The 23,680-nt window shown below is 70.4% G+C and carries 22 protein-coding genes and 1 riboswitch; of the genes, 11 read left to right on the top strand and 11 right to left on the bottom strand.

What is annotated here, in order from left to right; genetic code table 11:
- Positions 1-241: 241 nt before the first annotated feature.
- The 4 genes from WQO_RS24080 to WQO_RS24065 all read right to left on the bottom strand — a co-directional run bounded on the left by WQO_RS24080 (position 242) and on the right by WQO_RS24065 (position 5,059).
- The gene (locus tag WQO_RS24080) at positions 242-1,771 is read right to left on the bottom strand and encodes a glycoside hydrolase family 3 protein (protein ID WP_010061522.1); all 1,530 of its coding nucleotides are present in this window, start codon (positions 1,769-1,771) and stop codon (positions 242-244) included.
- Between the two features lie 9 nt (positions 1,772-1,780).
- Entirely contained in the window at positions 1,781-2,644 is an 864-nt protein-coding gene (locus WQO_RS24075) for a carbohydrate ABC transporter permease (RefSeq protein WP_010061523.1), read from the bottom strand.
- Positions 2,641-3,645 carry a carbohydrate ABC transporter permease gene (locus WQO_RS24070; RefSeq protein WP_010061524.1) on the bottom strand — a complete coding sequence of 335 codons (1,005 nt, stop codon included), beginning with the start codon at positions 3,643-3,645 and terminating at the stop codon, positions 2,641-2,643. Before WQO_RS24070 ends, WQO_RS24075 begins: the two co-directional genes overlap by 4 nt.
- Before the next feature lie 115 nt (positions 3,646-3,760).
- A complete protein-coding gene (locus WQO_RS24065; RefSeq protein ID WP_010061526.1) occupies positions 3,761-5,059 on the bottom strand; it encodes a sugar ABC transporter substrate-binding protein in 1,299 nt (432 codons plus the stop codon).
- A gap of 279 nt (positions 5,060-5,338) precedes the next feature.
- Here WQO_RS24065 and WQO_RS24060 point away from each other — a divergent pair, with 279 nt between their 5' ends.
- From WQO_RS24060 to WQO_RS24015, 10 genes are all read left to right on the top strand, one after another.
- Complete coding sequence (locus WQO_RS24060; protein ID WP_006127478.1) at positions 5,339-6,103, top strand: GntR family transcriptional regulator; 765 nt, start codon at positions 5,339-5,341, stop codon at positions 6,101-6,103.
- A gap of 260 nt (positions 6,104-6,363) precedes the next feature.
- On the top strand, positions 6,364-8,589 hold the full coding sequence (locus WQO_RS24055; RefSeq protein ID WP_029182368.1) for a carbon starvation CstA family protein: 2,226 nt from the start codon (positions 6,364-6,366) through the stop codon (positions 8,587-8,589).
- On the top strand, positions 8,586-8,789 hold the full coding sequence (locus WQO_RS24050; protein WP_010061528.1) for a YbdD/YjiX family protein: 204 nt from the start codon (positions 8,586-8,588) through the stop codon (positions 8,787-8,789). Before WQO_RS24055 ends, WQO_RS24050 begins: the two co-directional genes overlap by 4 nt.
- A gap of 123 nt (positions 8,790-8,912) precedes the next feature.
- On the top strand, positions 8,913-9,599 hold the full coding sequence (locus WQO_RS24045) for a hypothetical protein (RefSeq protein WP_010061529.1): 687 nt from the start codon (positions 8,913-8,915) through the stop codon (positions 9,597-9,599).
- Positions 9,599-10,108 (top strand): GNAT family N-acetyltransferase, encoded by a 510-nt coding sequence (locus tag WQO_RS24040; RefSeq protein WP_010061530.1) that lies wholly within the window; start codon positions 9,599-9,601, stop codon positions 10,106-10,108. Before WQO_RS24045 ends, WQO_RS24040 begins: the two co-directional genes overlap by 1 nt.
- A gap of 64 nt (positions 10,109-10,172) precedes the next feature.
- Positions 10,173-10,296: riboswitch (cobalamin riboswitch) on the top strand.
- A 137-nt stretch (positions 10,297-10,433) separates the two neighbouring features.
- Positions 10,434-12,857, top strand: a complete 2,424-nt coding sequence (locus tag WQO_RS24035; protein ID WP_010061531.1) for a ribonucleoside-diphosphate reductase subunit alpha — start codon at positions 10,434-10,436, stop codon at positions 12,855-12,857.
- Entirely contained in the window at positions 12,857-13,876 is a 1,020-nt protein-coding gene (locus tag WQO_RS24030) for a ribonucleotide-diphosphate reductase subunit beta (RefSeq protein WP_010061532.1), read from the top strand. The genes WQO_RS24035 and WQO_RS24030 overlap by 1 nt, the downstream gene beginning before the upstream one ends.
- A 182-nt stretch (positions 13,877-14,058) precedes the next feature.
- Positions 14,059-15,030 (top strand): ABC transporter ATP-binding protein, encoded by a 972-nt coding sequence (locus WQO_RS24025; RefSeq protein ID WP_029182369.1) that lies wholly within the window; start codon positions 14,059-14,061, stop codon positions 15,028-15,030.
- The gene (locus WQO_RS24020) at positions 15,027-15,890 is read left to right on the top strand and encodes an ABC transporter permease (RefSeq protein ID WP_010061535.1); all 864 of its coding nucleotides are present in this window, start codon (positions 15,027-15,029) and stop codon (positions 15,888-15,890) included. Before WQO_RS24025 ends, WQO_RS24020 begins: the two co-directional genes overlap by 4 nt.
- A gap of 5 nt (positions 15,891-15,895) precedes the next feature.
- Entirely contained in the window at positions 15,896-16,696 is an 801-nt protein-coding gene (locus WQO_RS24015; protein ID WP_010061536.1) for an ABC transporter permease, read from the top strand.
- Here WQO_RS24015 and WQO_RS24010 read toward each other — a convergent pair.
- Positions 16,675-16,887: a hypothetical protein gene (locus WQO_RS24010; protein WP_010061537.1), complete on the bottom strand. Its 213-nt coding sequence runs from the start codon at positions 16,885-16,887 to the stop codon at positions 16,675-16,677. The genes WQO_RS24015 and WQO_RS24010 overlap by 22 nt on opposite strands.
- Positions 16,888-16,968: 81 nt before the next feature.
- On the opposite strand from WQO_RS24010, the gene WQO_RS24005 reads away from it, so the two are divergent.
- Positions 16,969-17,943: a GlxA family transcriptional regulator gene (locus WQO_RS24005; protein WP_058954081.1), complete on the top strand. Its 975-nt coding sequence runs from the start codon at positions 16,969-16,971 to the stop codon at positions 17,941-17,943.
- Between the two features lie 6 nt (positions 17,944-17,949).
- Here the strand turns inward: WQO_RS24005 and def are convergent, their stop codons facing one another.
- From def to WQO_RS23975, 6 genes are all read right to left on the bottom strand, one after another.
- Positions 17,950-18,588: a peptide deformylase gene (gene def / locus WQO_RS24000; RefSeq protein WP_010061540.1), complete on the bottom strand. Its 639-nt coding sequence runs from the start codon at positions 18,586-18,588 to the stop codon at positions 17,950-17,952.
- Between the two features lie 75 nt (positions 18,589-18,663).
- Entirely contained in the window at positions 18,664-19,659 is a 996-nt protein-coding gene (locus WQO_RS23995; RefSeq protein WP_006127468.1) for a tetratricopeptide repeat protein, read from the bottom strand.
- A 92-nt stretch (positions 19,660-19,751) separates the two neighbouring features.
- Positions 19,752-21,035: an HD-GYP domain-containing protein gene (locus WQO_RS23990; protein WP_010061542.1), complete on the bottom strand. Its 1,284-nt coding sequence runs from the start codon at positions 21,033-21,035 to the stop codon at positions 19,752-19,754.
- Positions 21,032-22,504, bottom strand: a complete 1,473-nt coding sequence (locus WQO_RS23985; RefSeq protein WP_010061544.1) for an HD-GYP domain-containing protein — start codon at positions 22,502-22,504, stop codon at positions 21,032-21,034. The genes WQO_RS23990 and WQO_RS23985 overlap by 4 nt, the downstream gene beginning before the upstream one ends.
- A gap of 97 nt (positions 22,505-22,601) precedes the next feature.
- Entirely contained in the window at positions 22,602-22,922 is a 321-nt protein-coding gene (gene rsrA / locus WQO_RS23980) for a mycothiol system anti-sigma-R factor (protein WP_010061545.1), read from the bottom strand.
- Positions 22,919-23,575 carry a sigma-70 family RNA polymerase sigma factor gene (locus WQO_RS23975; protein WP_010061546.1) on the bottom strand — a complete coding sequence of 219 codons (657 nt, stop codon included), beginning with the start codon at positions 23,573-23,575 and terminating at the stop codon, positions 22,919-22,921. The genes rsrA and WQO_RS23975 overlap by 4 nt, the downstream gene beginning before the upstream one ends.
- Between the last annotated feature and the right edge of the window lie 105 nt (positions 23,576-23,680).

The raw sequence follows: 23,680 nt of genomic DNA, 5'->3' as shown, positions 1-23,680 counted from the left end.
GGCCGGGACGCCGTTGCGGTGTCCCGGCCCTCTGCCGTGCGGTGTTCGGTGCGGATATGGTGCAGCCCGTCCGGCGGGAGGCTTTGTCCTCGATCGCCGGACGGGCTGGATTTGGCCGGCCCAGGGCTCTGGCTGCGGGCCCCCCGTCCAAGGCTCTGTCCTCAATCGCCGGACGGGCTGGTTCTCCGCCGTCCGGAGCCTTGAGCTGCGGCCCCGGACAGGCTGGATCTTGGCCGGCCTGTCAGGTCTTCGTGCCGGTCAGTGCTTCCGCCGCTGCCACTCCGCAGACCCTTGCCGCGCCGTGGGTGGCTATGTGCAGCGCGCCCCGGGGTTCCGACTGGGGCAGGCCCATCTCGACCACGACCGTGTCCGGGCGGGCCGCCAGCAGGGCGTCGAGCGCCGCGCCCATCCAGGCGTGCCGGTGCTCGTCGCGGACCACGGCGACGATGCGCCGCTCCCCCGCCGCCGCCAGGATCGCTTCCACCACACCGGTGGTCCCGGCGGTGTAGGTGTCCGTGCCGGTGCCGGGCAGGATCCGCTCCAGCTCGGCGGCGATGCCCCACGGGGTCTCGTCACCGACCGCGATGTTGGCCTCCGCGCCGAACGAGGCCACGTACGCCGCCTCGGTCAGCCGGTCGCCGGAGCCGGTCACCCGGACCGCGCGGCGGGCGGCGATCAGACCGATGTCGGAGCTGACTCCGGTGCCGGGCGCGGTCCCCTCCTGCACTGCCGCGCCCGACTCCCGGATGTCCCCCCGAACCCTCTGCGTCCAGGACGCCAGGGCTCGTACACGGGCGGCCGCGTCGGCGAGCCGCTCCTCGGTCAGTTCCCCGCTGCGCACGGCCGCGACGAGGGCGTCGCGCAGCCGCAGCACCGTCTCCTCGTCGGCCAGGCCGCCGCCCACACAGATGGCGTCGGCGCCCGCCGCGAGGGCGAGGACGGACCCGCGCTCGATGCCGTACGCACCGGCGATGGCGTCCATCTCCACGGCGTCCGTGACGATCAGGCCGTCGTAGCCCAGCTCCTGGCGCAGCAGACCGGTGAGGATCTGCGGGCTCAGGGTCGCCGGGCGGTCCGGATCGAGTGCGGGAAGCAGGATATGCGCGCTCATCACCGATTTGGAACCCGCGGCGATGGCCGCCCGGAAGGGCACCAGTTCACGGGCGTGCAAGGTGTCCAGGTCCACATCGATGCGGGGCATCGCGAGGTGGGAGTCGACCGCAGTGTCGCCGTGTCCGGGGAAGTGCTTGGTGCAGGCGGCGACGCCGGCGGCCTGGAGCCCCTCGATGTACGCGGCCGTGTGCCGGGCGGCCAGCCGGGTGTCGGCGCCGAAGGAGCGTACGCCGATGACCGGATTGCCCGGGTTGGAGTTGACGTCGGCGGAGGGCGCCCAGTTGAGGTTGACGCCGCACTCGGCGAGCCGGCGGCCGAGTTCCTGGGCGACGGCCCGGGTGAGGTGGACGTCGTCCACCGAGCCGAGCGCGAAGTTGCCGGGGAACGAGGAGCCGTGCGTGACCTCCAGGCGGGTCACGTCCCCGCCCTCCTCGTCGATGGCGACGAGGACGTCGTCCCGCTCGGCGCGCAGCCGCGCGGTGAGCGCGGTGAGCTGCTCGGGCGAGGTGATGTTGCGGCCGAACAGGCCCACGGAGGCGAGGCCCTCACCGACGCGGCGCAGCAGCCAGTCCGGTGCGGTGGTTCCGGTGAATCCGGGCTGGAGCACGGCGAGCGCGTCGCGCGTCACCGTGTCCGTGGTGGAGACGAGGGTGGTCATGGGCCCGCACTATCCCTTCACGGCGCCGGAAGTGAGGCCGGTGGCCATCTTCTTCTGGATGATCATGAAGAACACGACGACGGGGATGGCGATCATGGTCGATGCGGCCATGAGGGCGCCGTAGTCCGTTCCGCGCTCGGTCGTGAACGTCATCAGCCAGACGTTCAGCGTGTACTTGGAGTTGTCGTTGATCAGGATGTACGCGAAGAGGTACTCGTTCCACGCGTTCACCAGGGCGAAGATCGACGCGGCGGCGAGCCCGGGGGCGAGCAGCGGGAAGATCACCCGGCGGAAGGCCTGGAAGCGGGTGCAGCCGTCCACCATCGCGGACTCCTCCAGCTCCACCGGGATGTTCACGACGAAGCCGCGGATCATGATGGTGGCGAAGGGCAGCGTGGAGACGAGGTAGACGACGATCAGTCCCCAGTACTCGTCGATCCCGCCCATCGCGTTGAGCTGGGCGTAGATGGGGATGAGCATCGCCGTCGGGGGCAGCATCTGGACCAGGATCATGATCAGGACCAGGGCCTTGCGGCCGAAGAACCGGAACCGGCCGATCGCCAGGGCCGCCAGCGTCGCGATGATCATGCCGCCGACCACCGCGGTGACCGCGACGATCAGGCTGGACTGGATGGCGGTGCCGAAGTTGGGCTGCTCGGTGGCCCGGACGAAGTTGTCGAAGGTGATCGACGTGGGCCAGAGCGTCTGGTCGTAGCTGCGGATCTCCCGGTTGGGCCGCAGGGCGCTGATGACCAGCCAGTAGACAGGGAAGACCATGACCAGGGCGATGCCGAGGCCGAGGATGTCGAGGTGGAGCCGGCTCTTCTTGCGGTCGGGCCGCAGCGCCTGTGTCGTCTGGGTCGTGCTGCTCATTCGACCTCTCCCGTCTTCATGAGCTGGCGCAGGTAGTACACGGCCACGCCGGACAGCAGCAGCACCGTGATCAGGGCGATCGCGGTGCCCTGGCTGAAGGAGGTGGACTCGAACGCCTTGGAGTAGGAGTAGAGGCCGAGGGTCTCGTACTCCGGCTCGGGCTTGTTGCCGCGCAGCAGCCAGATCTGGCCGAAGACGTTGAAGTCCCAGATCACCGAGAGGGTGGCGACCATGGTGAAGACCGGCTTGATGACCGGCCAGGTGACGAACTTGTAGATGCCGTAGGCGCTGGCGCCGTCGAGGGCGGCGGCCTCCTCCAGTTCCCTGGGGACCTGGGTGAGGGCGGCGTACAGGGTGACGACGACGAACGGGATGGCGCCCCAGACGACCAGCAGCGTGATGATGCCGAAGCCCTGGACCGGGTTGAGGTACCAGTTGTGTCCGAGCCAGTCCTCGCCGGCGACCTTGGCGATCAGGGTGTTGATCAGGCCGTAGTCGGAGTCGGCCATGAACCGGAAGATCGAGGCGGCGACCATCAGCGGCATGGACCAGGCGGCGATGAGGCAGGCGGTGAGCACCAGCCGGACCCAGGTGGAGAGCCTGCGCATGAGCAGGGCGACCAGCAGCCCGATCCCCATGGTGAGCACCACGCAGATGGCCATGAAGACGATCGTGCGGAAGGTGACCCACCAGAACTCGGAGTCGCCGAGGATGTTCGTGAACTGCTCGAAGCCGACCCAGGGGGCCGGCTCTCCGGACCACAGCTCACGGCGGCCCATGTCCTGGAAGGACATGACGACCGTCTTGCCGAGGGGGTAGAGGTAGACGGCGGCGATCGCCACGATCGCCGGGAGGATCAGGAAGTAGGGGAGCAGTTCGCCCTTCTTCCGCTTCCTCTTCTGCACCCGGGGCGCGTCGTCGTGCGGCGACTTCCCGGTCACCTGCGGGACGGGTGGTACGGGGACCGGCGGCCCGGCGGCCTTGGTATCAGCGGCAGACACGTGGCTGACCTTCCATCGCGGGTCCGGGGCGAACCCCGGAATTCACGGCATGCATTTGCGGGAAAGGGGCGGGGGCCCGGCACAGGTGCCGGGCCCCCGCCTGGCGATCGGAAGGTCAGGATTCCTTGTTGATCAGCTCGTTGATCTTCTCGTCGGCCTTCTTGCTGGCGTCGGCGACGGAGGCACCCTTGACGATCTCCAGGAGCATGTTCTGGAGGATCTCCTCCTTCTCCACGGAGGCCCAGCCCGGCGCGATCGGCGTGAACCAGGCGTCCGGCACCGCATTGGCGATGGCGGCGGTCTCCGGCTTCTGCTTCAGCGGCTCAAGCTGCTTCTCGTTGTTGGGGAGGATGTTCTTCGACGCGAGGACCTCCATGGACTTCGCGTTGGTGAAGAGGGAGATCCACTCCTCGCCGAGGTCCTGGACCTTGGACTTGGAGATGGTCGCGAGGTCCGAGCCGCCGATGAAGGACGGGAGGGCCTTGCCCTCGGGGCCGGGCATACCGGCCGTGGCGATCTTGCCCTCGAGCTTCGGGTTGCCGTTCTCGCCGGTGGTGACGCTGCCGGCCTCCCAGGCCTGGCCATAGATCACGGCGGCCTTCTCGTTGGCCATGACGTTGGCGTGGTCCTGCTCGTCCTTCGTCACGTCGGCCTTGTTGTACTTCTTGACCAGGTCGACGAAGTGCTGCAGGCCCTTCTGCGCCTCGGGGGTGGAGAGCGCGGCCTTCCACTCCTTGCTGCCCTCGTCGTACGTGGCTATCTGGCCACCGAAGGCGGCGACGTAGGACATCGCGGCGTACCAGTAACGGCCCGGGAAGTAGAGGGAGGAGGCGCGCTTGTCCTTCTTGCCCAGCTCGGCGTCGACCTTGTCCATCGCGGCGAGGAACTCGTCCTCGGTCTGCGGGAGGGCGTCGCTGCCGGTGCCGGCCTTCAGCATGTCCTTGTTGTACACGGCGAGACGGGCGCTCGCGTAGTAAGGAACGCAGTAGGTCTTGCCCTCGAAGGAGCAGGTGTCCTTCAGACCCTTGATCCAGGTGTCCGAGTTCTCGTACTTCTTGGGGTCGATTTCTCCGAGCGCACCATTGAGGATGTACTGCATGGTCTCGGTGTTGCCGAGTTCGACGACATCCGGGAATTTGTCGCCACCGAGGGAGGTGTCCAGCTTCTTGACCTTGTCGGCCCACTGCTGGTATTGAACCTTTACGGTGACGCCCGGGTACTTCTTGTTGAACTCGGCGTTGACGTCCTTGACCAGTTCCGGCCAGGTGGACTGGGCCTCACCCATGAGCCAGACGGTCAGGGTTTCCTTGCGGTCCTTGGGGTCGGCGGACGAATTCTTGTCATCCGAACCACACGCTGCGACCGAAACCAACATGCCCGCGACACCGATCGCCGCGATGAGCTTGCGCTTCACGTCAAACCCTCCTCAGGGATGCTGCAACCCCACCCACCGCGAAGACATTCGACGAGTTCTGCTGGGGCTGGACCTGGTCTTTAATGGTTTAGACCAGTACCGGGAGCTTGGCCTAGACCTTTAGGGGTGTCAAGGGTGTATAAGAAGTGCACTCGCGTCCGTTATAGGACCGACACCTAAGGGAGGGCGACGACCCGTGACCGGACCGTGCCACCATGTGAGCCGCGACAGTCGGAGGAGCCGGTGACGGCAGTAACGCAAGCGTCGGGAAGGCGGGCCATGAGTGCCGACGGGGGCAGTACGGGGAGTGAGACCGGTACCGGTACGCGCACGGCGCGCGTACCGAAGTACTACCGGCTCAAGCGGCATCTCCTCGATATGACGGACACCCTGCCGCCGGGCACCCCGGTGCCGCCCGAACGCACCCTGGCCGCCGAGTTCGACACCTCGCGCACCACCGTGCGTCAAGCACTCCAGGAACTGGTCGTCGAGGGACGGCTGGAGCGCATCCAGGGCAAGGGCACCTTCGTCGCCAAGCCGAAGGTCTCCCAGGCCCTCCAGCTCACCTCGTACACCGAGGACATGCGCGCCCAGGGGCTGGAGCCGACGTCCCAACTGCTGGACATCGGCTATGTCACGGCGGACGACACGCTCGCCGGCCTGCTGGACATCTCGACGGGCGGCCGGGTGCTGCGCATCGAGCGGCTGCGGCTCGCCAGCGGCGAGCCGATGGCGATCGAGACCACGCACCTTTCGGCCAAACGCTTCCCGGCGCTGCGCCGTTCACTGGTGAAGTACACCTCGCTCTACACCGCGCTCGCCGAGGTGTACGACGTCCGTCTCGCCGAGGCGGAGGAGACCATCGAGACCTCGCTCGCCACGCCCCGGGAAGCGGGGCTGCTGGGCACGGACGTGGGCCTGCCGATGCTGATGCTGTCCCGCCATTCGGTGGACGGCCAGGGCGAACCGGTGGAGTGGGTGCGCTCGGTGTACCGGGGCGACCGCTACAAGTTCGTGGCGCGCCTCAAGCGCCCGACGGACTGAGAGCCGCACGCGCCGGCGCGACGGAACACAGGGCGGTGGCCCGGGGATCGACTCCCCGGGCCACCGCCCGTTTTCGGTCATCCCAGGTGGAGCAGGATCGGGTGAACCGATTCCTCCCGTCGTCCGTGCCCCAATCGCGGAACTTCGGTGGAGACATCGGTGATGCGCGACCGGTATGCGGACAGGGGTTCCGGCGAGCGGCCGCACCACTTAGATTTCGCGCACGTTACGACAAGGATCGCGCGAGGGGACGGATCGATATGCCGGAATCGCCCACACCAGCACCACCGGTTTCACCAGCAGCGGGGCGGCGGGGGCCGACCCCGAAGTCCATAGCCGTCTGGAGCCTGGTGGCCCTGGCCGGCGCCATCGGCTGGGCCACCCTCGCGCTCTCGCGGGGTGAAGAGGTCTCCGCCGCCTGGATGCTGGCGGCGGCCCTCGGTTCGTACGCCATCGCGTACCGCTTCTACTCCCGGTTCATCGCCAACCGGGTCCTGAAGGCCGACAAGAACCGTGCGACCCCGGCCGAACGGCTGGACAACGGTGTCGACTTCCACCCCACCGACCGCCGGGTGCTCTTCGGCCACCACTTCGCCGCCATCGCCGGAGCGGGGCCGCTGGTCGGCCCCGTGCTCGCCGCGCAGATGGGTTACCTGCCCGGCACGATCTGGCTCGTCGTCGGCGTCATCTTCGCCGGCGCCGTCCAGGACATGGTGACGCTCTTCTTCTCGACCCGCCGTAACGGCCGTTCGCTCGGTCAGATGGCGCGCGACGAGATAGGCCCGGTCGGCGGGATCGCCGCCCTGGTCGCGGTCTTCATCATCATGATCATCCTGCTCGCGGTCCTCGCGCTGGTCATCGTGAACGCGCTCGCGCACTCGCCGTGGGGCGTCTTCTCCATCGGTATGACGATCCCGATCGCCCTCTTCATGGGCGTCTATCTGCGTGTCCTGCGGCCCGGCAAGGTCAGCGAGGTCTCCTTCATAGGCGTCGCGCTGCTGCTGCTCGCGATCGTCTCGGGCGGCTGGGTCGCCGAGTCGTCGTGGGCGGACTTCTTCACGCTGGAGCCGGGCACGCTGGTCATCTGGATGATCGTGTACGGGTTCCTCGCCTCCGTGCTCCCGGTGTGGCTGCTGCTGGCCCCGCGCGACTACCTCTCCACCTTCATGAAGGTCGGCACGATCGGGCTGCTGGCCCTCGGCGTGGTCGTCGCACTGCCGACCCTGAAGATGCCCGCGGTCACCGACTTCGCCTCCAGCGGATCGGGCCCGGTCTTCGCCGGCTCGATGTTCCCGTTCGTCTTCATCACCATCGCCTGCGGCGCGCTCTCCGGCTTCCACTCCCTGGTCTCCTCCGGCACCACGCCGAAGATGGTCCAGAAGGAGACCCAGATCCGGATGATCGGCTACGGCTCCATGCTGGTCGAGTCGTTCGTCGCGATCATGGCGATGATCGCCGCCTGCATCATCGACCCCGGCCTCTACTTCGCCATCAACGCGCCCGTCGGTGTGATCGGCGACAGCGTCCAGTCCGCCTCGCAGGCCGTCGCCAACTTCGGCTTCACCATCTCCCCGGACGCCCTGGCCCAGGCCGCCAAGGACGTCGAAGAGGCGAGCCTGCTCTCCCGGACCGGTGGCGCGCCCACGTTCGCGCTCGGCATGTCGGAGATCTTCTCCGCGGTCGTCGGCGGAACGGCGATGAAGGCGTTCTGGTACCACTTCGCCATCATGTTCGAGGCCCTCTTCATCCTCACCACGGTGGACGCCGGCACCCGGGTCGGGCGCTTCATGCTCCAGGACATGCTGGGCAACGCCTACAAGCCGTTCCGCGAGGTCAGCTGGAAGCCGGGCGTCTGGTTCGCCAGTGCCGTCGTGGTCGGCGGCTGGGGGTACTTCCTCTGGGTCGGCGTGCACGACCCGCTGGGCGGCATCAACCAGCTCTTCCCGCTCTTCGGTATCGCCAACCAGTTGCTGGCCGCCGTCGCGCTGGCCGTCTGCACCACCCTGCTCGTCAAGTCCGGCCGGCTGAAGTGGGCGTGGGTCACCGCGGTCCCGCTCGCCTGGGACGTGGCGGTCACGCTCACCGCGAGCTGGCAGAAGATCTTCTCCGACGACGTGAAGGTCGGCTTCTTCGCCCAGCGCGACAAGTACCAGGCGGGCATCGACGCGGGCGAGGTGCTGGCGCCGGCCAAGTCCATGGACGACATGCGCACCGTCGTCACCAACTCCACGGTCGACGGGGTGCTGAGCGCGCTCTTCGCGCTCCTCATCATCGTGGTGCTCGTGGACGCCGGCCGGGTCTGCTACAAGGCCATCCGGGACCCGGAGAGCGTCAAGCTCCACGAGACGCCGTACGTCGAGTCCAAGCTCGTCGCCCCGGCCTCGCTCTTCGCCACCAAGGAGGAGAAGGCCGAGCTGCTCGCCGCCGGCGTCGGGCCCGAGGGCGGCATCCGCAAGGAGCCGGCGGAGACGGGGAGCCGGACATGACGGTCGCGGACGTACGACGGGTGGCCGGACGGATCCGCTGGTACGTCCGTGAGCTGACCGGCGAGTCCACGTACGACCGCTATGTGGCGCACGCGAGGACGCACGATCCGGACGCGCCGGTGATGACCCGCCGCGCCTTCGAACGCAGCCGGACGGACGCCCGCGAGGCGGATCCCCGCGAGGGCTTCCGCTGCTGCTGAGCACCACGGGCCGCCACCGGGGCCGCCGCATCCCGTCCAGGGGCGCGGCGGCCCCTTTCCGCGCCCCCGACCGGACATCGCCGTCCGGAACACCGCGCCCTCGCCCTAGACAAGGATGTGCCCATGACACCGCGCTTCCGGCCGCCCCGGCTCCGGCCCCTCCTCCTGACCACCACGCTGACCATGACCCTGGCCCTGGCGGCGACGGGCTGCGGCACCGAGCCGGCGCCCGGCTCGCAGACAGCGGCCGACCGGAGTTCCTCGGCCGATCCGGCGCCCGACCGGGCGGAGTTGGAGGCGCGGGCGAGCGCCGCGCAGCTCGTCGCGGAGCATGTGTGGGTGACCGAGGCCGCGGGCTACACCCTGGCGCGCCAGTCCGTCGGGGTGCTCGGCGACGACGGGTTCGGCAGCGTCTACACCGAGCCGGACGGCGGGCAGATCCGGCTGTCGGTGGAACGCCTCCCGCACGCCGACGCCGACTGCACGGACGGCCCCGCGCCGGGCGGCGGCCAGCAGCCCCTGGTGACCTGTGAGCGCGACGGCGGACAGTGGTACAGCGCCACGGAGTCGGGCCACTCCTACGCCCGGGAACAGGACGGCCTGGTGGTGACGTTGAGCGGAACACGCCAGGAGGTGGACCGGCCGACGCTGCGTGCGGCGGCGCGGGCCGCCCACCGCGCCGACGACTACGAGCTGGACCAGGTACTGCCGCCCGCCGGGGAGGCCTCCGGGCGAGCGCCGGTCGAGCGCGGCGATCTGCCGACGGAGGGCGACGGGGCCCCGGACAACGAAGTGGGAGCGAGCGGCTGATGGATCTGACGATCAGGGTGGCCGAGCCGGCCGAGTACGGCGTGCTCGGCGAGATCGTCGCCGAGGCGTATCTCGGCGACGGTCTGCTGCACGGGCCGCAGGACCCGTATCTCCGCAAACTGCGGGCGGTGGAGCAGCGGGCGGCCGAGGCGGAGACGCTGGTCGCGCTCGACGCGGACGGGGCGGTGCTCGGCGGTGTGACCTATGCCGCTCCCGGCACGCCGTGGCGCGACATCGCCGGTCCGGACGAGGCCGAATTCCGGATGCTGGCCGTGGCCCGCGAGGGGCGCGGACGGGGCGTGGGAGAGGCGCTCGTACGGGCGTGCATCGAGCGGGCCCGGTCGGCGGAAGGTGTCCGGGCGCTGGTGCTGTCGACGCAGCCGGCCATGCTCTCAGCCCATAGGATCTACCGGCGGCTCGGCTTTCTGCGGACCCCCGAACGGGACTGGGAACCGGTGCCGGGCCTACGGCTCATGACCTTCCGGCTGCCGCTGGAGGCGGTGTCCTGAGGGGCACATGAAATCGACGCGACACAACATGTGGGGGCCGCAGCATCTGGCGGCCCCCACATGTATGCTCGACCTCGCTGTCGCCGCAGGGGAATCCGGTGCGAATCCGGAACTGTCCCGCAACGGTGTGATCAGTGTGCTTTTGCGCACCTGCAAGTCCGAAGACCTGTCGACAGTGCGTCCGGCTCGACCGAACCGGATGCCAGACGTCCGGGCCTCGCGGATAGGCCGGTGGACGCCGTCAGCAGTGCTGCCCCGCCCCGGGTTTCGCGCTGCCCGGCTTCCCCGCCTTCCACAGGCCCCCTGCCGAGCGAGGGAAAGCCCAGTGACCATCGCGCCCGCCGATCCGGTTTCAGCCACCGAATCCGCCGAGTCCGCAGCGTCCACCACGGCCGGGAAAGTCCCGAACGACGGACCCGGGACCGCTCTGCTGCGGACCCTGACCGACCTCACCGTCGATCTTCCCGACACCGACCCCGGACGGGTCGCCGCCGCAGCGCTGCGCGGGCGTAACGCCCGCTCCGACGAGGCCGAGCTGCGCATGCTGGCCACCGAGGCCGCCGCGGGGCTGATCTCCGAGGACCCGGCGTACTCCCGGCTGGCCGCCCGGCTGCTGACCCTCTCGATCGCCGACGAGGCGGCGGGCCAGGGCGCGACGTCCTTCTCCGCCTCGGTCACCGTGGGCCACCGCGAGGGCCTGATCGCCGACCGCACCGCCGCCTTCGTCGAGCTGCACGCGAAGGCGCTGGACGAGCTGGTCGAGCGGACGCTGGCCGAGGGCGCCGACGACCGCTTCGGCTACTTCGGTCTCCGTACGCTGCACAGCCGTTACCTGCTGCGCCACCCGATCACCCGGCAGGTCATCGAGACCCCGCAGCACTTCATGCTGCGCGTGGCCGCGGGCCTCGCCGAGGACGAGTCGGCGCGGGCGCTGGACGAGGTCGCCGCGCTCTACGGGCTGATGAGCAAGCTGGACTACCTCCCGTCCTCCCCCACCCTCTTCAACTCCGGTACGCGGCACCCGCAGATGTCCTCCTGCTATCTGCTGGACTCGCCGAAGGACGAGCTGGACTCGATCTACGACCGCTACCACCAGGTGGCGCGGCTCTCGAAGCACGCGGGCGGCATCGGTCTGTCGTACTCCCGCATCCGCGCCCGGGGTTCGCTGATCCGGGGCACCAACGGGCACTCCAACGGCATCGTGCCGTTCCTCAAGACGCTGGACGCCTCGGTGGCGGCGGTGAACCAGGGCGGCCGGCGCAAGGGCGCCGCGGCGGTCTACCTGGAGACCTGGCACGCGGACATCGAGGAGTTCCTGGAGCTCCGCGACAACACCGGTGAGGACCAGCGGCGTACGCACAACCTGAACCTGGCGCACTGGATCCCGGACGAGTTCATGCGCCGGGTCGACGCGGACACCGAGTGGTCGCTGTTCTCCCCGGCGGACGTGCCCGAGCTGGTCGACCTGTGGGGCGACGAGTTCGACGCGGCCTACCGCGCGGCCGAGGCGAAGGGCCTGGCCCGCAAGACGATGCCGGCGCGTGAGCTGTACGGCCGGATGATGCGGACCCTCGCGCAGACCGGCCAGGGCTGGATGACGTTCAAGGACGCCTCCAACCGGACCGCCAACCAGACCGCCGAGCCGGGCCGGGTCGTGCACTCGTCGAACCTGTGCACGGAGATCCTTGAGGTCACCAACGACGGCGAGACGGCCGTCTGCAACCTGGGCTCGGTCAACCTGGGCGCCTTCGTGGCGAACGGCTCGATCGACTGGGACCGCCTGGACTCCACCGTCCGTACGGCCGTGACCTTCCTGGACCGGGTCGTCGACATCAACTTCTACCCGACCGAGCAGGCCGGGAACTCCAACTCCCGCTGGCGGCCGGTCGGCCTGGGGGCCATGGGCCTCCAGGACGTCTTCTTCCAGCTGCGCCTGCCGTTCGACTCACCCGAGGCGCGCGCGCTCTCCACGAAGATCTCCGAGCGGATCATGCTGGCCGCGTACGAGGCGTCCTGCGACCTCGCCGAGCGCTCGGGCCCGCTGCCCGCGTGGTCCGAGACGCGTGCCGCGCGCGGGGTGCTGCACCCCGACCACTACGCCACCGAGCTGAACTGGCCGGAGCGCTGGGACGCCCTGCGCGCCCGGGTCGCGAAGACCGGGATGCGCAACTCCCTGCTGCTCGCCATCGCGCCGACCGCGACGATCGCCTCGATCGCCGGCGTGTACGAGTGCATCGAGCCGCAGGTCTCCAACCTGTTCAAGCGCGAGACGCTCAGCGGTGAGTTCCTCCAGGTCAACGCCTACCTGGTGGACGAGCTGAAGAAGCTCGGCGTGTGGGACGCCCGCACCCGTGAGGCGCTGCGCGAGGCCAGTGGCTCCGTGCAGGGCTTCGCCTGGATCCCGGAGGACGTGCGGGCGCTGTACCGCACGGCGTGGGAGATCCCGCAGCGCGGCCTGATCGACATGGCGGCGGCCCGTACGCCGTTCCTGGACCAGAGCCAGTCGCTCAACCTGTTCCTGGAGACGCCGACGATCGGCAAGCTCTCCTCGATGTACGCGTACGCCTGGAAGCAGGGGCTGAAGACGACGTACTACCTGCGTTCGCGCCCGGCGACCCGGATCGCCCGTGCCGCGTCCGGCCAGGCGTCGGCCGCCGCCCCCATTCCCGTACAGCAGGCTTCGGCGCCCGACGCGGACGCCATCGCCTGCTCTCTTGAGAACCCCGAGTCCTGCGAGGCCTGCCAGTAATGAGCACCACCAGCAACGAGAAGAACCTGCTCGACCCGGGATTCGAGCTGACCCTGCGTCCCATGCGCTACCCGGACTTCTACGAGCGCTACCGGGACGCGATCAAGAACACCTGGACCGTGGAGGAGGTCGACCTCCACTCGGACGTCGCCGACCTCGCGAAGCTGTCGCCGGGTGAGCAGCACATGATCGGGCGGCTGGTGGCGTTCTTCGCGACCGGTGACTCGATCGTCTCGAACAACCTCGTGCTGACGCTGTACAAGCACATCAACTCCCCCGAGGCGCGGCTGTACCTGTCGCGGCAGCTCTTCGAGGAGGCCGTGCACGTCCAGTTCTACCTGACGCTCCTGGACACCTATCTGCCCGACCCGGACGACCGGGCGGCGGCGTTCGACGCGGTCGAGGAGATCCCGTCGATCCGCGAGAAGGCGCAGTTCTGCTTCAAGTGGATGGACTCGGTCGAGAAGATCGAGCGGCTGGAGACGAAGGCGGACCGCCGTCGCTTCCTGCTGAACCTGATCTGCTTCGCGGCCTGCATCGAGGGGCTGTTCTTCTACGGGGCGTTCGCCTACGTGTACTGGTTCCGCTCGCGCGGTCTGCTGCACGGCCTCGCCACGGGCACCAACTGGGTGTTCCGTGACGAGACGATGCACATGAACTTCGCGTTCGAGGTCGTGGACACCGTCCGCAAGGAGGAGCCGGAGCTCTTCGACGACGCGCTCCAGCAGCAGGTCACCGACATGCTGAAGGAGGCCGTCGAGGCGGAGCTCCAGTTCGGCCGCGACCTGTGCGGCGAGGGCCTGCCGGGCATGAACACCGAGTCGATGCGCCAGTACCTGGAGTGCGTCGCCGACCAGCGCCTCGCCCGCCTCGGCTTCCCGACGGTGTACGGCTCGGAGAACCCGTTCTCCTTCATGGAGCTGCAGGGCGTCCAGGAGCTGACGAACTTCTTCGAGCGCCGCCCGTCCGCCTACCAGGTGGCGGTCGAGGGCTCGGTCGGGTTCGACGACGACTTCTAGACCCGCTCCGGAATCTGAAGGGCCCCACCGTGCCGCTGAGCACGGTGGGGCCTTCCGCGTCCCCTGACGGCATGACGAGAACCGGCCGAACGGAAAAACACTTGGACTAGACCAAGCCTCGGCGTGCACACTCTCAGATCGATCACGCCCGACCGGGCCCGGATCGCTCCAGAGAGGCGGACATGCCCGTCATAGAAGTGGCAGACCTCGTCAAGGAGTTCAGCCGGCCCACACGGCAGGAGGGCCGCTTCGCGGGTCTCCGTACGCTGCTGACGCGTGAGCAGACCGTCAAGCGTGCGGTCGACGGCGTGAACTTCACGGTCCAGCAGGGCGAGATGGTCGGCTATCTCGGCCCCAACGGTGCGGGGAAGTCCACCACCATCAAGATGCTCACCGGCATCCTCGTCCCGACCTCCGGCACGGTCACGGTCGCCGGTGCCACGCCCTGGCGGGACCGGTCCCGCAACGCCCGCCGGATAGGCGTGGTCTTCGGCCAGCGCAGCCAGCTCTGGTGGGACCTGCCGCTGCGCGACTCGCTCTGGCTGATCAGCCGCCTCTACGACGTCCCGGAGGCCCGGTTCCGCGAGAGGCAGCGGCAGTTCAGTGAGGTGCTCGGCCTCGGTCCGTTCCTCGACACTCCCGTCCGCCAGCTCTCCCTGGGCCAGCGGATGCGCGGCGACCTCGCCGCCGCGATGCTCTACGACCCGGACATCCTCTATCTGGACGAGCCGACCGTCGGGCTCGACGTCATCGCCAAGGAGCGGATACGCACCTTCGTCGGGGAGCTGAACCGCGCGTCGGGCACCACGGTCGTCCTCACCACCCACGACCTCGACGACGTCGAGGAACTCTGCGACCGGATCATCCTCATCGACCACGGCAAGGTCGCCTACGACGGCGCGGTGGACGAGCTGAAGGCCCGCTACGCGCCGCACCGCGAACTCGTGGTGCAGACCGACCGGCTGGAGAGCGTCGAAGGCGCGGAGGTCGTCCGCCGCGAGGACGGCAAGGTCTGGCTGCGCTTCGACCCCGTCCGCACCCCGCCCGCCGAACTGGTGGCCGCGGTGCTGGAGCGGCACCGGGTGACCGACCTCTCGATCGTGGAACCCGAGCTGGAGAGCGTCATCCACCGGATCTACGCGGACCGCGGATGACCGCCCCGACGGCCCTGGCCTCCGCGAAGCCGGCCCCCACCTCCGCGAAGCAGCGACTGAGGGCGCTGCTCCGGTCCCATCTCGCCTGCGCCCGGATGGAGTTCCGCGCCGCCCTCACCTACCGCACGGCCTATCTGTCGTCCTTCGCCATGATGCTCCTCCAGATCTGGCTGCTGACGGTGGTCTGGAAGGCCCTCTACGACGGCCGCGCGGAGGTGGACGGGCTCAGCCTCACCACCATGACGGCGTACGCGACGCTGACGACGCTCCAGTACCAGCTCGTCAGCCCGTGGCGGTCCTCCCCCATCGACCAGCGGGTACGGGAGGGCAAGGTCGCCGTGGACCTGCTGCGGCCCGTCGGCTTTCCCGGCCAGATGCTCTCCGGCCAGCTCGGGTGGGCATCGGCCGCCGTCCCGGTCCTGCTGGTGGCCCTGCCGTTCGCGCTGCTGATCGGCGCGGGCCGGGCGCCCGCCTCGGCGGCTGCCGGGTTCGCCTACCCGGTGGCACTGATCGGCGCGCTGCTCGTGAACCAGCTGCTCGGGCTGCTGCTCGGCATGGTCTCGTTCTGGACCCTGGAGGTGAGCGGCGCCCTGATGGCCTACCGCTTCGTCGCACAGTTCTTCTCAGGGGCCCTGGTCCCGTTGTGGTTCATGCCGGGACCGGTGAGGGCTGCCGCGGAATGGCTGCCCTTCCAGGCCACCGCGTACACCCCAGCGGCCGTCTACCTGGGCCAGGTCGAGGGCGGCCTGGGCATCGTGACCGCCCTGGGGGTCCAGCTCGCCTGGATCGGCGCGCTCGGCGCGCTGGCCGCGTTCGTCTGGTCGCGCGCCCGGCGCCGCGTCATGTCGCAGGGAGGATGAGGGCGATGCGAGGTGCGCGCGTCTATCTGCTGCTGGCCGGTGCGGCGTTCCGGGCCGAGTTCCAGTACCGGGGGAACCTGTTCATCAACATCATCGGCGGCCTGTTCTACCAGGGCGTCGGGCTGGCGTTCATCTGGGCGGTGCTGGACCGCTTCGGGCAGGTCGGCGGCTGGGGACTGGCGGAGATCGCCTTCCTCTACGGCATCAGGCTCACCGCCCACGGTCTGTGGCTGCTCCCCGGTCACCAGCTGATCCACGTCGACGAGGTCGTCATCGAGGGCGATTACGACCGCTATCTCGTCCGTCCGGTGCCACCGCTGGTCCAGCTCCTCACCCGCAGGGTCCGGCTGAGCTCGCTCGGTGACCTGGCGGGCGGAGTGGTCCTCCTGTCCATCGCCTCGGCCTCCGCACCGGTCGACTGGTCACCGGGAGCCGTCTGCTTCCTCCTGCTCGCCGTGGCGGGCGGTGCGCTGGTGGAAGGTTCTCTGCAACTGGCCGCCTCCGCGCTGGTCTTCAGGATGAAGAGGGTCTCTCCCATCAAGTTCGCCATCGACATGATCTTCAGCGACTTCGGCAACTACCCGCTGAAGATCTTCGGCCCGGTGGCCGGTTTCGGACTGACCTTCGTCTTCCCGCTGGCCTTCGTCGCCTATCTGCCGGCGACGGTGCTGATGGAACGGGGGGACGAACTCGCCGTGCCGGAATGGCTCGCCTGGGGCGCTCCGGCCATCGGCGTCGTGCTCATGTACGCCGCGTACCGCTTCTGGGAGCGGCAGTCCCGCCATTACGAGAGCAGCGGGCACTGAGCGGGACCGACCGTGCGAGGCTCTCGGGAGAACGCGCCTCGGCTTTCCGTTTCCGTGGGTTCCGCCTCCCCCCGGGCGGCGTCGCGCAGCTGGCGGTCGATGCGGCGTTCACGGGCGAGGCCGAGGCCCGCGGGGAGGAGGACGAGGGCGAGGAGGACGGTCACGACGAGGTAGTTCAGGAAGAGGTTCATGCCTCTACCTTCGTCCGCCCGGCAGATTTTGGTCAGTGGCAGCACTGCCACACAGCGTCGAATTACTGCCACACTGGTTCCATGCTGAAAAATGTCGCCGTCCTGCTGCTCGACGAGGTCCACCCCTTCGAACTCGGTGTGCTGTGCGAGGTGTTCGGCCTCGACCGCAGTGAAGAGGGCCTGCCGGTGCACGATTTCGCGGTGGTCTCCGCCGAGGGGCCCGAACTGCGCACCCACGCGGGCTTCACCATCAGCACGCCCCACGGCCTGGACCGGCTGGAGGAGGCCGACCTCATCGCCGTTCCCGCGAGCGGCAACGTCATGGCCAAGACGCATCCGGAAGAGGCCCTGTCCGCGCTCCGCCGGGCCGTGGAGCGCGGTGCGCGGGTGCTGAGCGTCTGTTCGGGGGCGTACGTCCTCGGCGCGGCCGGGCTGCTGGACGGCCGCCGCTGCACGACGCACTGGCGGCACGCCGCGGATCTGGCCCGCCGCTACCCGAAGGCGATCGTGGAGCCGGACGTGCTGTACGTCGACGAGGGCCCGGTGATCACCTCGGCCGGGACCGCCGCCGGGATCGACGCCTGCCTGCATCTGGTCCGCCAGGAGTACGGGCAGGACGCGGCCAACACCATCGCCCGGCGGATGGTGGTCCCGCCGCACCGGGACGGCGGTCAGGCGCAGTACATCGACCGGCCGCTGCCCAGGAGCGCCTGCGACACGGTCGGCGGGACCCTGGCGTGGATGGAGCAGCACCTCGACCAGGAGATGACGGTGGAGCAGCTGGCCGCGCAGGCGCACATGTCGCCGCGCACCTTCGCCCGGCGGTTCCAGCAGGAGACCGGGACCACGCCGTACCGCTGGCTGCTGCGGCAGCGGGTGCTGCTGGCCCAGCATCTGCTGGAGACCTCCGACCGGACGATCGACACGATCGCGGGGCAGACGGGCTTCGGTACGGCGGCGACGCTGCGGCACCAGTTCGTGCGCACGCTCGGTACGACGCCGAACGCCTACCGCCGGACCTTCCGGGGCCCGGCGGCCAGGGCCGACGCCGCCTGAGGGGCCTCAGTCGTTGGGGACGGTCTCGTAGCGCGGCGTGCCCTCTTCCATCTGCCGCAGCGCGTCCTTGCGCTCCCGCTTGGAGAGCCGGTCGATGTACAGGTAGCCGTACAGGTGGTCCGTCTCGTGCTGGAGGCAGCGCGCGAAGTAGCCGGTGCCCTTGACGCGGATCGGGTTGCCCTGGGCGTCCTGGCCGCGCACGACCGCGTAGTCGGGGCGGGCGAGGGAGGCGTACGCGGTCGGGACCGAGAGGCAGCCCTCGTTGGAGTCGTCGAGCACCCGCAGCTCGGGGGCCAGCTCCTCCAGGACCGGGTTGCAGACGACGCCCGTGTGGCGCTTGCCGTCGTCGTCCGGGCAGTCGTAGACGAAGACCTTCAGGTCCACGCCGATCTGGTTGGCGGCGAGGCCGACGCCTTCGGCCGTCTTCTGGCTGGCGAACATGTCGTCGATCAGCTGGGCCAGCTCGTCGTCGAACGCGGTGACGTCCTTGCACTCCTTGTGGAGCACCGGGTTGCCCACGACCGTGATCGGACGCGAGGTGCCGCGCGCGCGGTAGGCCGCCTCACGCTCCTCGCAGTCCTCGGTGTCGACGACGAACCCCTCGTCGTCCACGTCGATCCGCCCGTCCGTCTCCTGCTGCGACATGTCCGCCGTACGCCTTCCTGCAAAACCTGGGGGAACCGCACCGCGATCGGTGCGCCTACAGCCTACGGGCAGCGGTCAGCAGACTTCTTCGAGATCCCGCCACTCGCGGCTGTCCGGGCTGTCGGCGACCCAGCCGTCCAGCAGTCCGCGCACCAGTCCGGCGGGGGCGGCGAGTCCGCATTCGCGCTCGGGCACCCAGAGGTCGCCGGCCCCGGCGGTGCGGTGGCCCAGCGGTCCCGGGTGGCCCGGCTCGCTGTGGTCGTGCGGGTCCAGGTGCTCCCCGTCGCCCTCGTCGCTCTCCATCCGGCTCTCCGAGCACGCCCGGCACAGCAGGCGCACGGACGAGGACCAGTCCTCGGCGGCGAACCCGGCGTCCGACGCCAGCTTCTCCAGCGCGTCCCGGTCCTCCTCGGTCGCAGCCTCCAGCAGCACCACCCAGGTCGGCACGGGGGACGGCGCCCACAGCTCGATCTCGTCGAACACCGGATACGCGGGCCCGGCCGCGGTGACCCGCTCGCCGTTGGGCACCCCGTCGTGCAGGACGACCTCACCCCAGCGCCGCCCGGAGGACGGCAGCGGGATCGAGAGCACCTCGATCCGGGCCGGGTCGAGCCGGCGGCCCCAGACCACCTCGGCCTCGCCCTCCGGCGAGAGCCGCACGGCGGCGCTGCCCAGCTCCATGCCGGTCGGCTCGGTGGTGGCCGCGCTGTGCTGGCCGCCGCCGGGGACCTTCAGTCCGTACGCCTGCCAGGCCCGCCGCGCCAGCGGCCAGTCCTGCAGCGCGGTGGCCGCGATCCCCACGTTCCACCAGTCCGGGGCGCCGGACTCGCGGTCCAGCAGCGCGACCGCCCGCAGGCCCGCCGCGCGCGCCTGCTCCCAGTCGTGCCGGAACTTGTGCAGCAGCGCCAGATTGAACCAGGACTCCGAGAGCCAGGGCTCCAGATCCGCCGCGCGCGTCAGCAGCGCCCCCGCGTCCTCGTACCGGCCGTCGCCGATCAGCGTGAACGCGCGGTCCGTGGCCTGCCGCCAAGAGGCGGACGGCCGATGCCGTACCTTCCCGAAGATCCTCACGATTCCCGCCTGTCCCGACTGGACACCCTCGTCATCCGCTCTGCTTTCGCATCCAACCATGCCCGGGTGGACGCCCGCTCATTACCCATGGGTTACCCAGCTCCGGACTGGGTCAGACCGCCCCGCGCGAGGACGCGTCCCAGCGCCTCGACCACCTGTGGCTGGTGGTCGTGCCCGGTGCCGAGCCTGAGCTGCTCCAGCGCCCGGAGCGGCCCGCCGACGCTTTCCCCGCACAGGTCGTCGTATGCATTGACCGTCCTGACGATCCTGGCGGCAAGCGGTTGCTCCCGGTACGGATCGGCCTGCTGCTCCACCACCGCCGCGACCTCCGGACCGGCCCCGGTCCGGCGGACCACGGCCCCGCCGAGCAGGGCGATCCGGCGCTGCTCGGCGGCGGGCAGCCGGGCGGTCGCCCCGCCGGCGACCGGGTCGAGGAGGGAGAGCTGTCCGATGTCGTGCATCAGGGCGGCGTGTTCGAGGACGGTCAGCCGGGGCCCGGTCAGCCCCAGCTCCCGCCCCACGGCGGTGGCGAGCGCGGCGACCCGGCGGGCGTGGCCGGGCGGGGTGTATCCGGCGATCTCGGTGGCGCGGGCGAGCGAGGCCATCGTCTGCCCGCAGGTCGTGCGGACGGCGGTGTACCGGCGGGCGGAGACCTGGGTGAGCAGCAGCGGGCCGCACAGCACCGCCGGCGCCCACGGCCCGGCGACCGCGACACCCAGCGCCGTCACGACCCCGGTCGCCCCGATCGCGGTCCCGGTCCCGGCGAGCGCGCGCACCTCGTCGACCAGGAGCGATCCGTACGGGGGCAGGGCGCCGGGCCCCTCGGCGCGGGCCGCCGAACGCGCCAGGAGGGCGGCGAGCACGGCGTCGCACAGGGCGGTCAGCGCCAGGACCGTGAGCGGGAACAGCGGGAACGACGGCCCGTCGCCGAACCAGCGCTCGGCCTGCCCGGACGCGTACAGCGGCTGGCAGCAGACCGCCGCGAAGCCCACGGTCAGGGTCCGGCGGGCGGTCCGGTCGGCGTCCGCGCGACGGCCGCACGCCCCGCGCGCTGCGGCGGCGAGCGCCTGCGCGACGACCACCACGGCGATCACCTGGAGCGCCCCGTGCGTGGTCGGCCGCCCGGCGCTGTCCCCGAGCAGGGCGTACGCGAGGGCCCCGGCCGCGGCGAGCGGCGCGGGCTCCCGCTCCCCGGCGGCGCCCCGGCGGACCAGCTCCCCGGCGGCGACCAGGAGCCCGAAGACCAGGGCGAGGCCCGGCTCGGCGAGTCCGTGTACCAGGGTGTGGGCGAGCGCGACGAGGGCGAGGAGCAGGGCGGCCCCGCGCACCGCGACGACGGCCGGGGCGGGCGGGCCGATCCCGGACGGGGCCCTCACCGGCGGCGGTCCCGGGACGGCCCGGACAGCGGAGTGGCGCTCCGGGCGTGCGGGATCGGGGGCGCGTCCTGGCGGACGCCGGCCGGCGCACCGTGCGGCTCACGAGGACCGTGGGGTCCCTGCGGCTCACGGGGGCCCTGCGGCTCGCGCGATCCGTACGGCTCGCGCGGTTCGTCGGCCGTGACGGCGGTGTCTCCCTCGCTCCAGCCGTGTCGGCCGAGGGCGCGTTCCAGCGCGCCCACCATCCGGGGGTCGAACTGGCTGCCCGCGCACCGCTTCAGCTCGGCGAGCGCGGCGGGGACCGGGCGGGCGCGGCGGTAGGAGCGGGTGGAGGTCATCGCGTCGAAGGCGTCGGCGACGGCCACGACCCGGGCGAACTCGGGGATGCGCGAGCCGCTGAGCCCGTACGGATAGCCGCTGCCGTCGAGCCGTTCGTGGTGGTGGAGGATCGCGTCGCGGGCCTCGTCCAGGAAGCCGATGCCCCGGACGATCTCGTGCCCGTACTCCGGGTGCAGCTCCATGATCCGCCGCTCCTCGGGAGTGAGCGGCCCGTCCTTGCGCAGCACCCGGGTCGGGACGCCGAGCTTGCCGATGTCGTGCAGGATCCCGGCGAACCGGAGCCCCTCCACCCGGCGGTCGTCCATGCCGAGTTCACGGGCGATCAGAACGGAGGCCCGGCCGACGCGTTCGCTGTGGCCCCGCGTGTAGGTGTCCTTGATGTCGACGGCGTGCACCAGGGCGCGGATGGTGGCACGGTGGGCGGCCTGTTCGCGGTGGTACAGCGCGAACACCCAGCAGGCGAGGTACATCGGGAGCAGCACGAGAAGCGCGGAGAGGGGGCCGTACGGGCTCCGCCACAGGACGGCCGTCATCAGCCCGGCGAGCGCGTGCACCAGATGCGGACCGAGGGCGAGCGGCAGGAGTGCAAAGACGCTGCGGTGGACGGGCCTGCGTTCCGCCGCGGCGAGGACGAGGCCGTCGAGCGCGGTCAGCACCAGGCTGAAGGCGAGCGCCGCGGCGCAGGCCGGCAGCAGGGCGCGCGGGAAGTCCGGGGCCGCTCCCCCGCCGCCGAGGGTCGCGGGGCCGCCGAGGGTCGCGTACGCCCAGGAGGCGGCGGCGCAGGTGAGGGCGAGTTGCGCGGCCCGCCAGATCCGGCGGGCCGCGTACGGCGGCTGTTCCACCCTCCCGGCCAGGGAACCGCTCGCCGCCACCAGCGCGGCGGCCGCGGGCGGCAGCAGGAAGGAGGCGGTGAGGAGGAGCGGGAGGAACGCTCCGGCGGCGACCGGTCCGGGGCCTCCGGGCGGTGAGCGGCGGCCGGCCGCCTCGCAGCCGAGCCCGAGGGCGGCCAGCAGGACAGCCGCGCCCCAAGGGACCGGGGCGTCGGGGGCGAACGCGGGAAGCGTGCACCAGATCGCGCAGAGGACGGCGGCCAGGATGCAGGCACGCGCCGCCGCCGGTGTGCCGCTCACGCCCGCAGTCGCCCCCAGCATGGTCGATGGACGCGCCACGCTAGCGAGTTGCGCGGCTCACCGAGCCGCTACGGATCCGATTAGCACATTCGGGTGACTATTCGGCGGCGGTCGCCGACCGGTCCGTTTCCTGCACGGTCACGTCCTGATCGGGCACGGCCTCGCCGGCCCGGATCAGGTCGATCCGGCCCATCACCTTGGAGCGCAGGTCGGTCGGGACGTCGTCCTGTCCGCAGCAGCGCTTGACCAGCTTCTTCACGGCCTGTTCGAGGCCGTACTTCTCCAGGCACGGGGAGCACTCCTCGAAGTGCGTCTCGAACTTGGTGCAGTCGCCCTCGGGCATCTCCCGGTCGAGAAACTCGTAGAGATGGTCGAGGACCTCCGAGCAATCCGTCTCGTGCGGCTCTCCGCAGCTCATGAGGCCGAGCCCTTCCGATCGTCCGAGTCACCGGCACCGGCCGCGACGAGCCCGCGCTCACGGGCGTAGTCCTCCAGCATGCCGCGCAGTTGGCGACGGCCGCGGTGCAGCCGGGACATCACCGTACCGATGGGAGTCCCCATGATGTCCGCGATCTCCTTGTAGGCAAAGCCCTCGACATCGGCGAGATACACGGCGATGCGGAACTCCTCGGGAATCGCCTGGAGCGCCGACTTCACGTCGGAGTCCGGGAGATGGTCGAGGGCCTGGGACTCCGCCGAGCGCAGACCGGTCGACATGTGCGACTCGGCCCGGGCCAGCTGCCAGTCCTCGATCTCCTCGGCGGCGCTGCGCTGGGGTTCCCGCTGCTTCTTGCGGTACGAGTTGATGAAGGTGTTGGTGAGGATGCGGTACATCCACGCCTTGAGGTTGGTGCCCTCACGGAACTGGTGGAAGGAGCCGTACGCCTTCGCGTAGGTCTCCTGGACCAGGTCCTCGGCATCGGCGGGGTTGCGCGTCATGCGCAGCGCGGCCGAGTACATCTGGTCGAGAAAGCCGAGCGCGTCCCGCTCGAAGCGCGCGTTGCGCTCGGCGGGCGTCTCGGGTGCGCGGCCGTCGTCGGTCCCTGTGTCGGTCCCAGTGACCGGACCCACCTCCTCCAACGATGTGGCGGAGCCGAAACCGGACCCGCTCGCCTCGGAGAATAGTCGACCTTGCTTGGTGGCGGCCTGTCGATTACCCCCGCCCAGGGTCCGCTC

Origin of the sequence: Streptomyces globisporus C-1027, assembly GCF_000261345.2 — a bacterium.
Classification (GTDB): Bacteria; Actinomycetota; Actinomycetes; order Streptomycetales; family Streptomycetaceae; genus Streptomyces; species Streptomyces pakalii.
The sequence above is the reverse complement of the archived record's forward strand: the minus strand, read 5'-3'. Positions and strand labels throughout refer to the sequence as shown.

What these genes read in the sequence shown, in the direction of transcription:
- WQO_RS24080 (WP_010061522.1), bottom strand. Translation starts at nt 1,771, where the DNA reads ATGACCACCCTCGTCTCCACCACGGACACGGTGACGCGCGACGCGCTC.
- WQO_RS24075 (WP_010061523.1), bottom strand. Translation starts at nt 2,644, where the DNA reads ATGAGCAGCACGACCCAGACGACACAGGCGCTGCGGCCCGACCGCAAG.
- WQO_RS24060 (WP_006127478.1), top strand. Translation starts at nt 5,339, where the DNA reads ATGAGTGCCGACGGGGGCAGTACGGGGAGTGAGACCGGTACCGGTACG.
- WQO_RS24055 (WP_029182368.1), top strand. Translation starts at nt 6,364, where the DNA reads ATGCCGGAATCGCCCACACCAGCACCACCGGTTTCACCAGCAGCGGGG.
- WQO_RS24050 (WP_010061528.1), top strand. Translation starts at nt 8,586, where the DNA reads ATGACGGTCGCGGACGTACGACGGGTGGCCGGACGGATCCGCTGGTAC.
- WQO_RS24045 (WP_010061529.1), top strand. Translation starts at nt 8,913, where the DNA reads ATGACACCGCGCTTCCGGCCGCCCCGGCTCCGGCCCCTCCTCCTGACC.
- WQO_RS24040 (WP_010061530.1), top strand. Translation starts at nt 9,599, where the DNA reads ATGGATCTGACGATCAGGGTGGCCGAGCCGGCCGAGTACGGCGTGCTC.
- WQO_RS24030 (WP_010061532.1), top strand. Translation starts at nt 12,857, where the DNA reads ATGAGCACCACCAGCAACGAGAAGAACCTGCTCGACCCGGGATTCGAG.
- WQO_RS24025 (WP_029182369.1), top strand. Translation starts at nt 14,059, where the DNA reads ATGCCCGTCATAGAAGTGGCAGACCTCGTCAAGGAGTTCAGCCGGCCC.
- WQO_RS24020 (WP_010061535.1), top strand. Translation starts at nt 15,027, where the DNA reads ATGACCGCCCCGACGGCCCTGGCCTCCGCGAAGCCGGCCCCCACCTCC.
- WQO_RS24015 (WP_010061536.1), top strand. Translation starts at nt 15,896, where the DNA reads ATGCGAGGTGCGCGCGTCTATCTGCTGCTGGCCGGTGCGGCGTTCCGG.
- WQO_RS24010 (WP_010061537.1), bottom strand. Translation starts at nt 16,887, where the DNA reads ATGAACCTCTTCCTGAACTACCTCGTCGTGACCGTCCTCCTCGCCCTC.
- WQO_RS24005 (WP_058954081.1), top strand. Translation starts at nt 16,969, where the DNA reads ATGCTGAAAAATGTCGCCGTCCTGCTGCTCGACGAGGTCCACCCCTTC.
- def (WP_010061540.1), bottom strand. Translation starts at nt 18,588, where the DNA reads ATGTCGCAGCAGGAGACGGACGGGCGGATCGACGTGGACGACGAGGGG.
- rsrA (WP_010061545.1), bottom strand. Translation starts at nt 22,922, where the DNA reads ATGAGCTGCGGAGAGCCGCACGAGACGGATTGCTCGGAGGTCCTCGAC.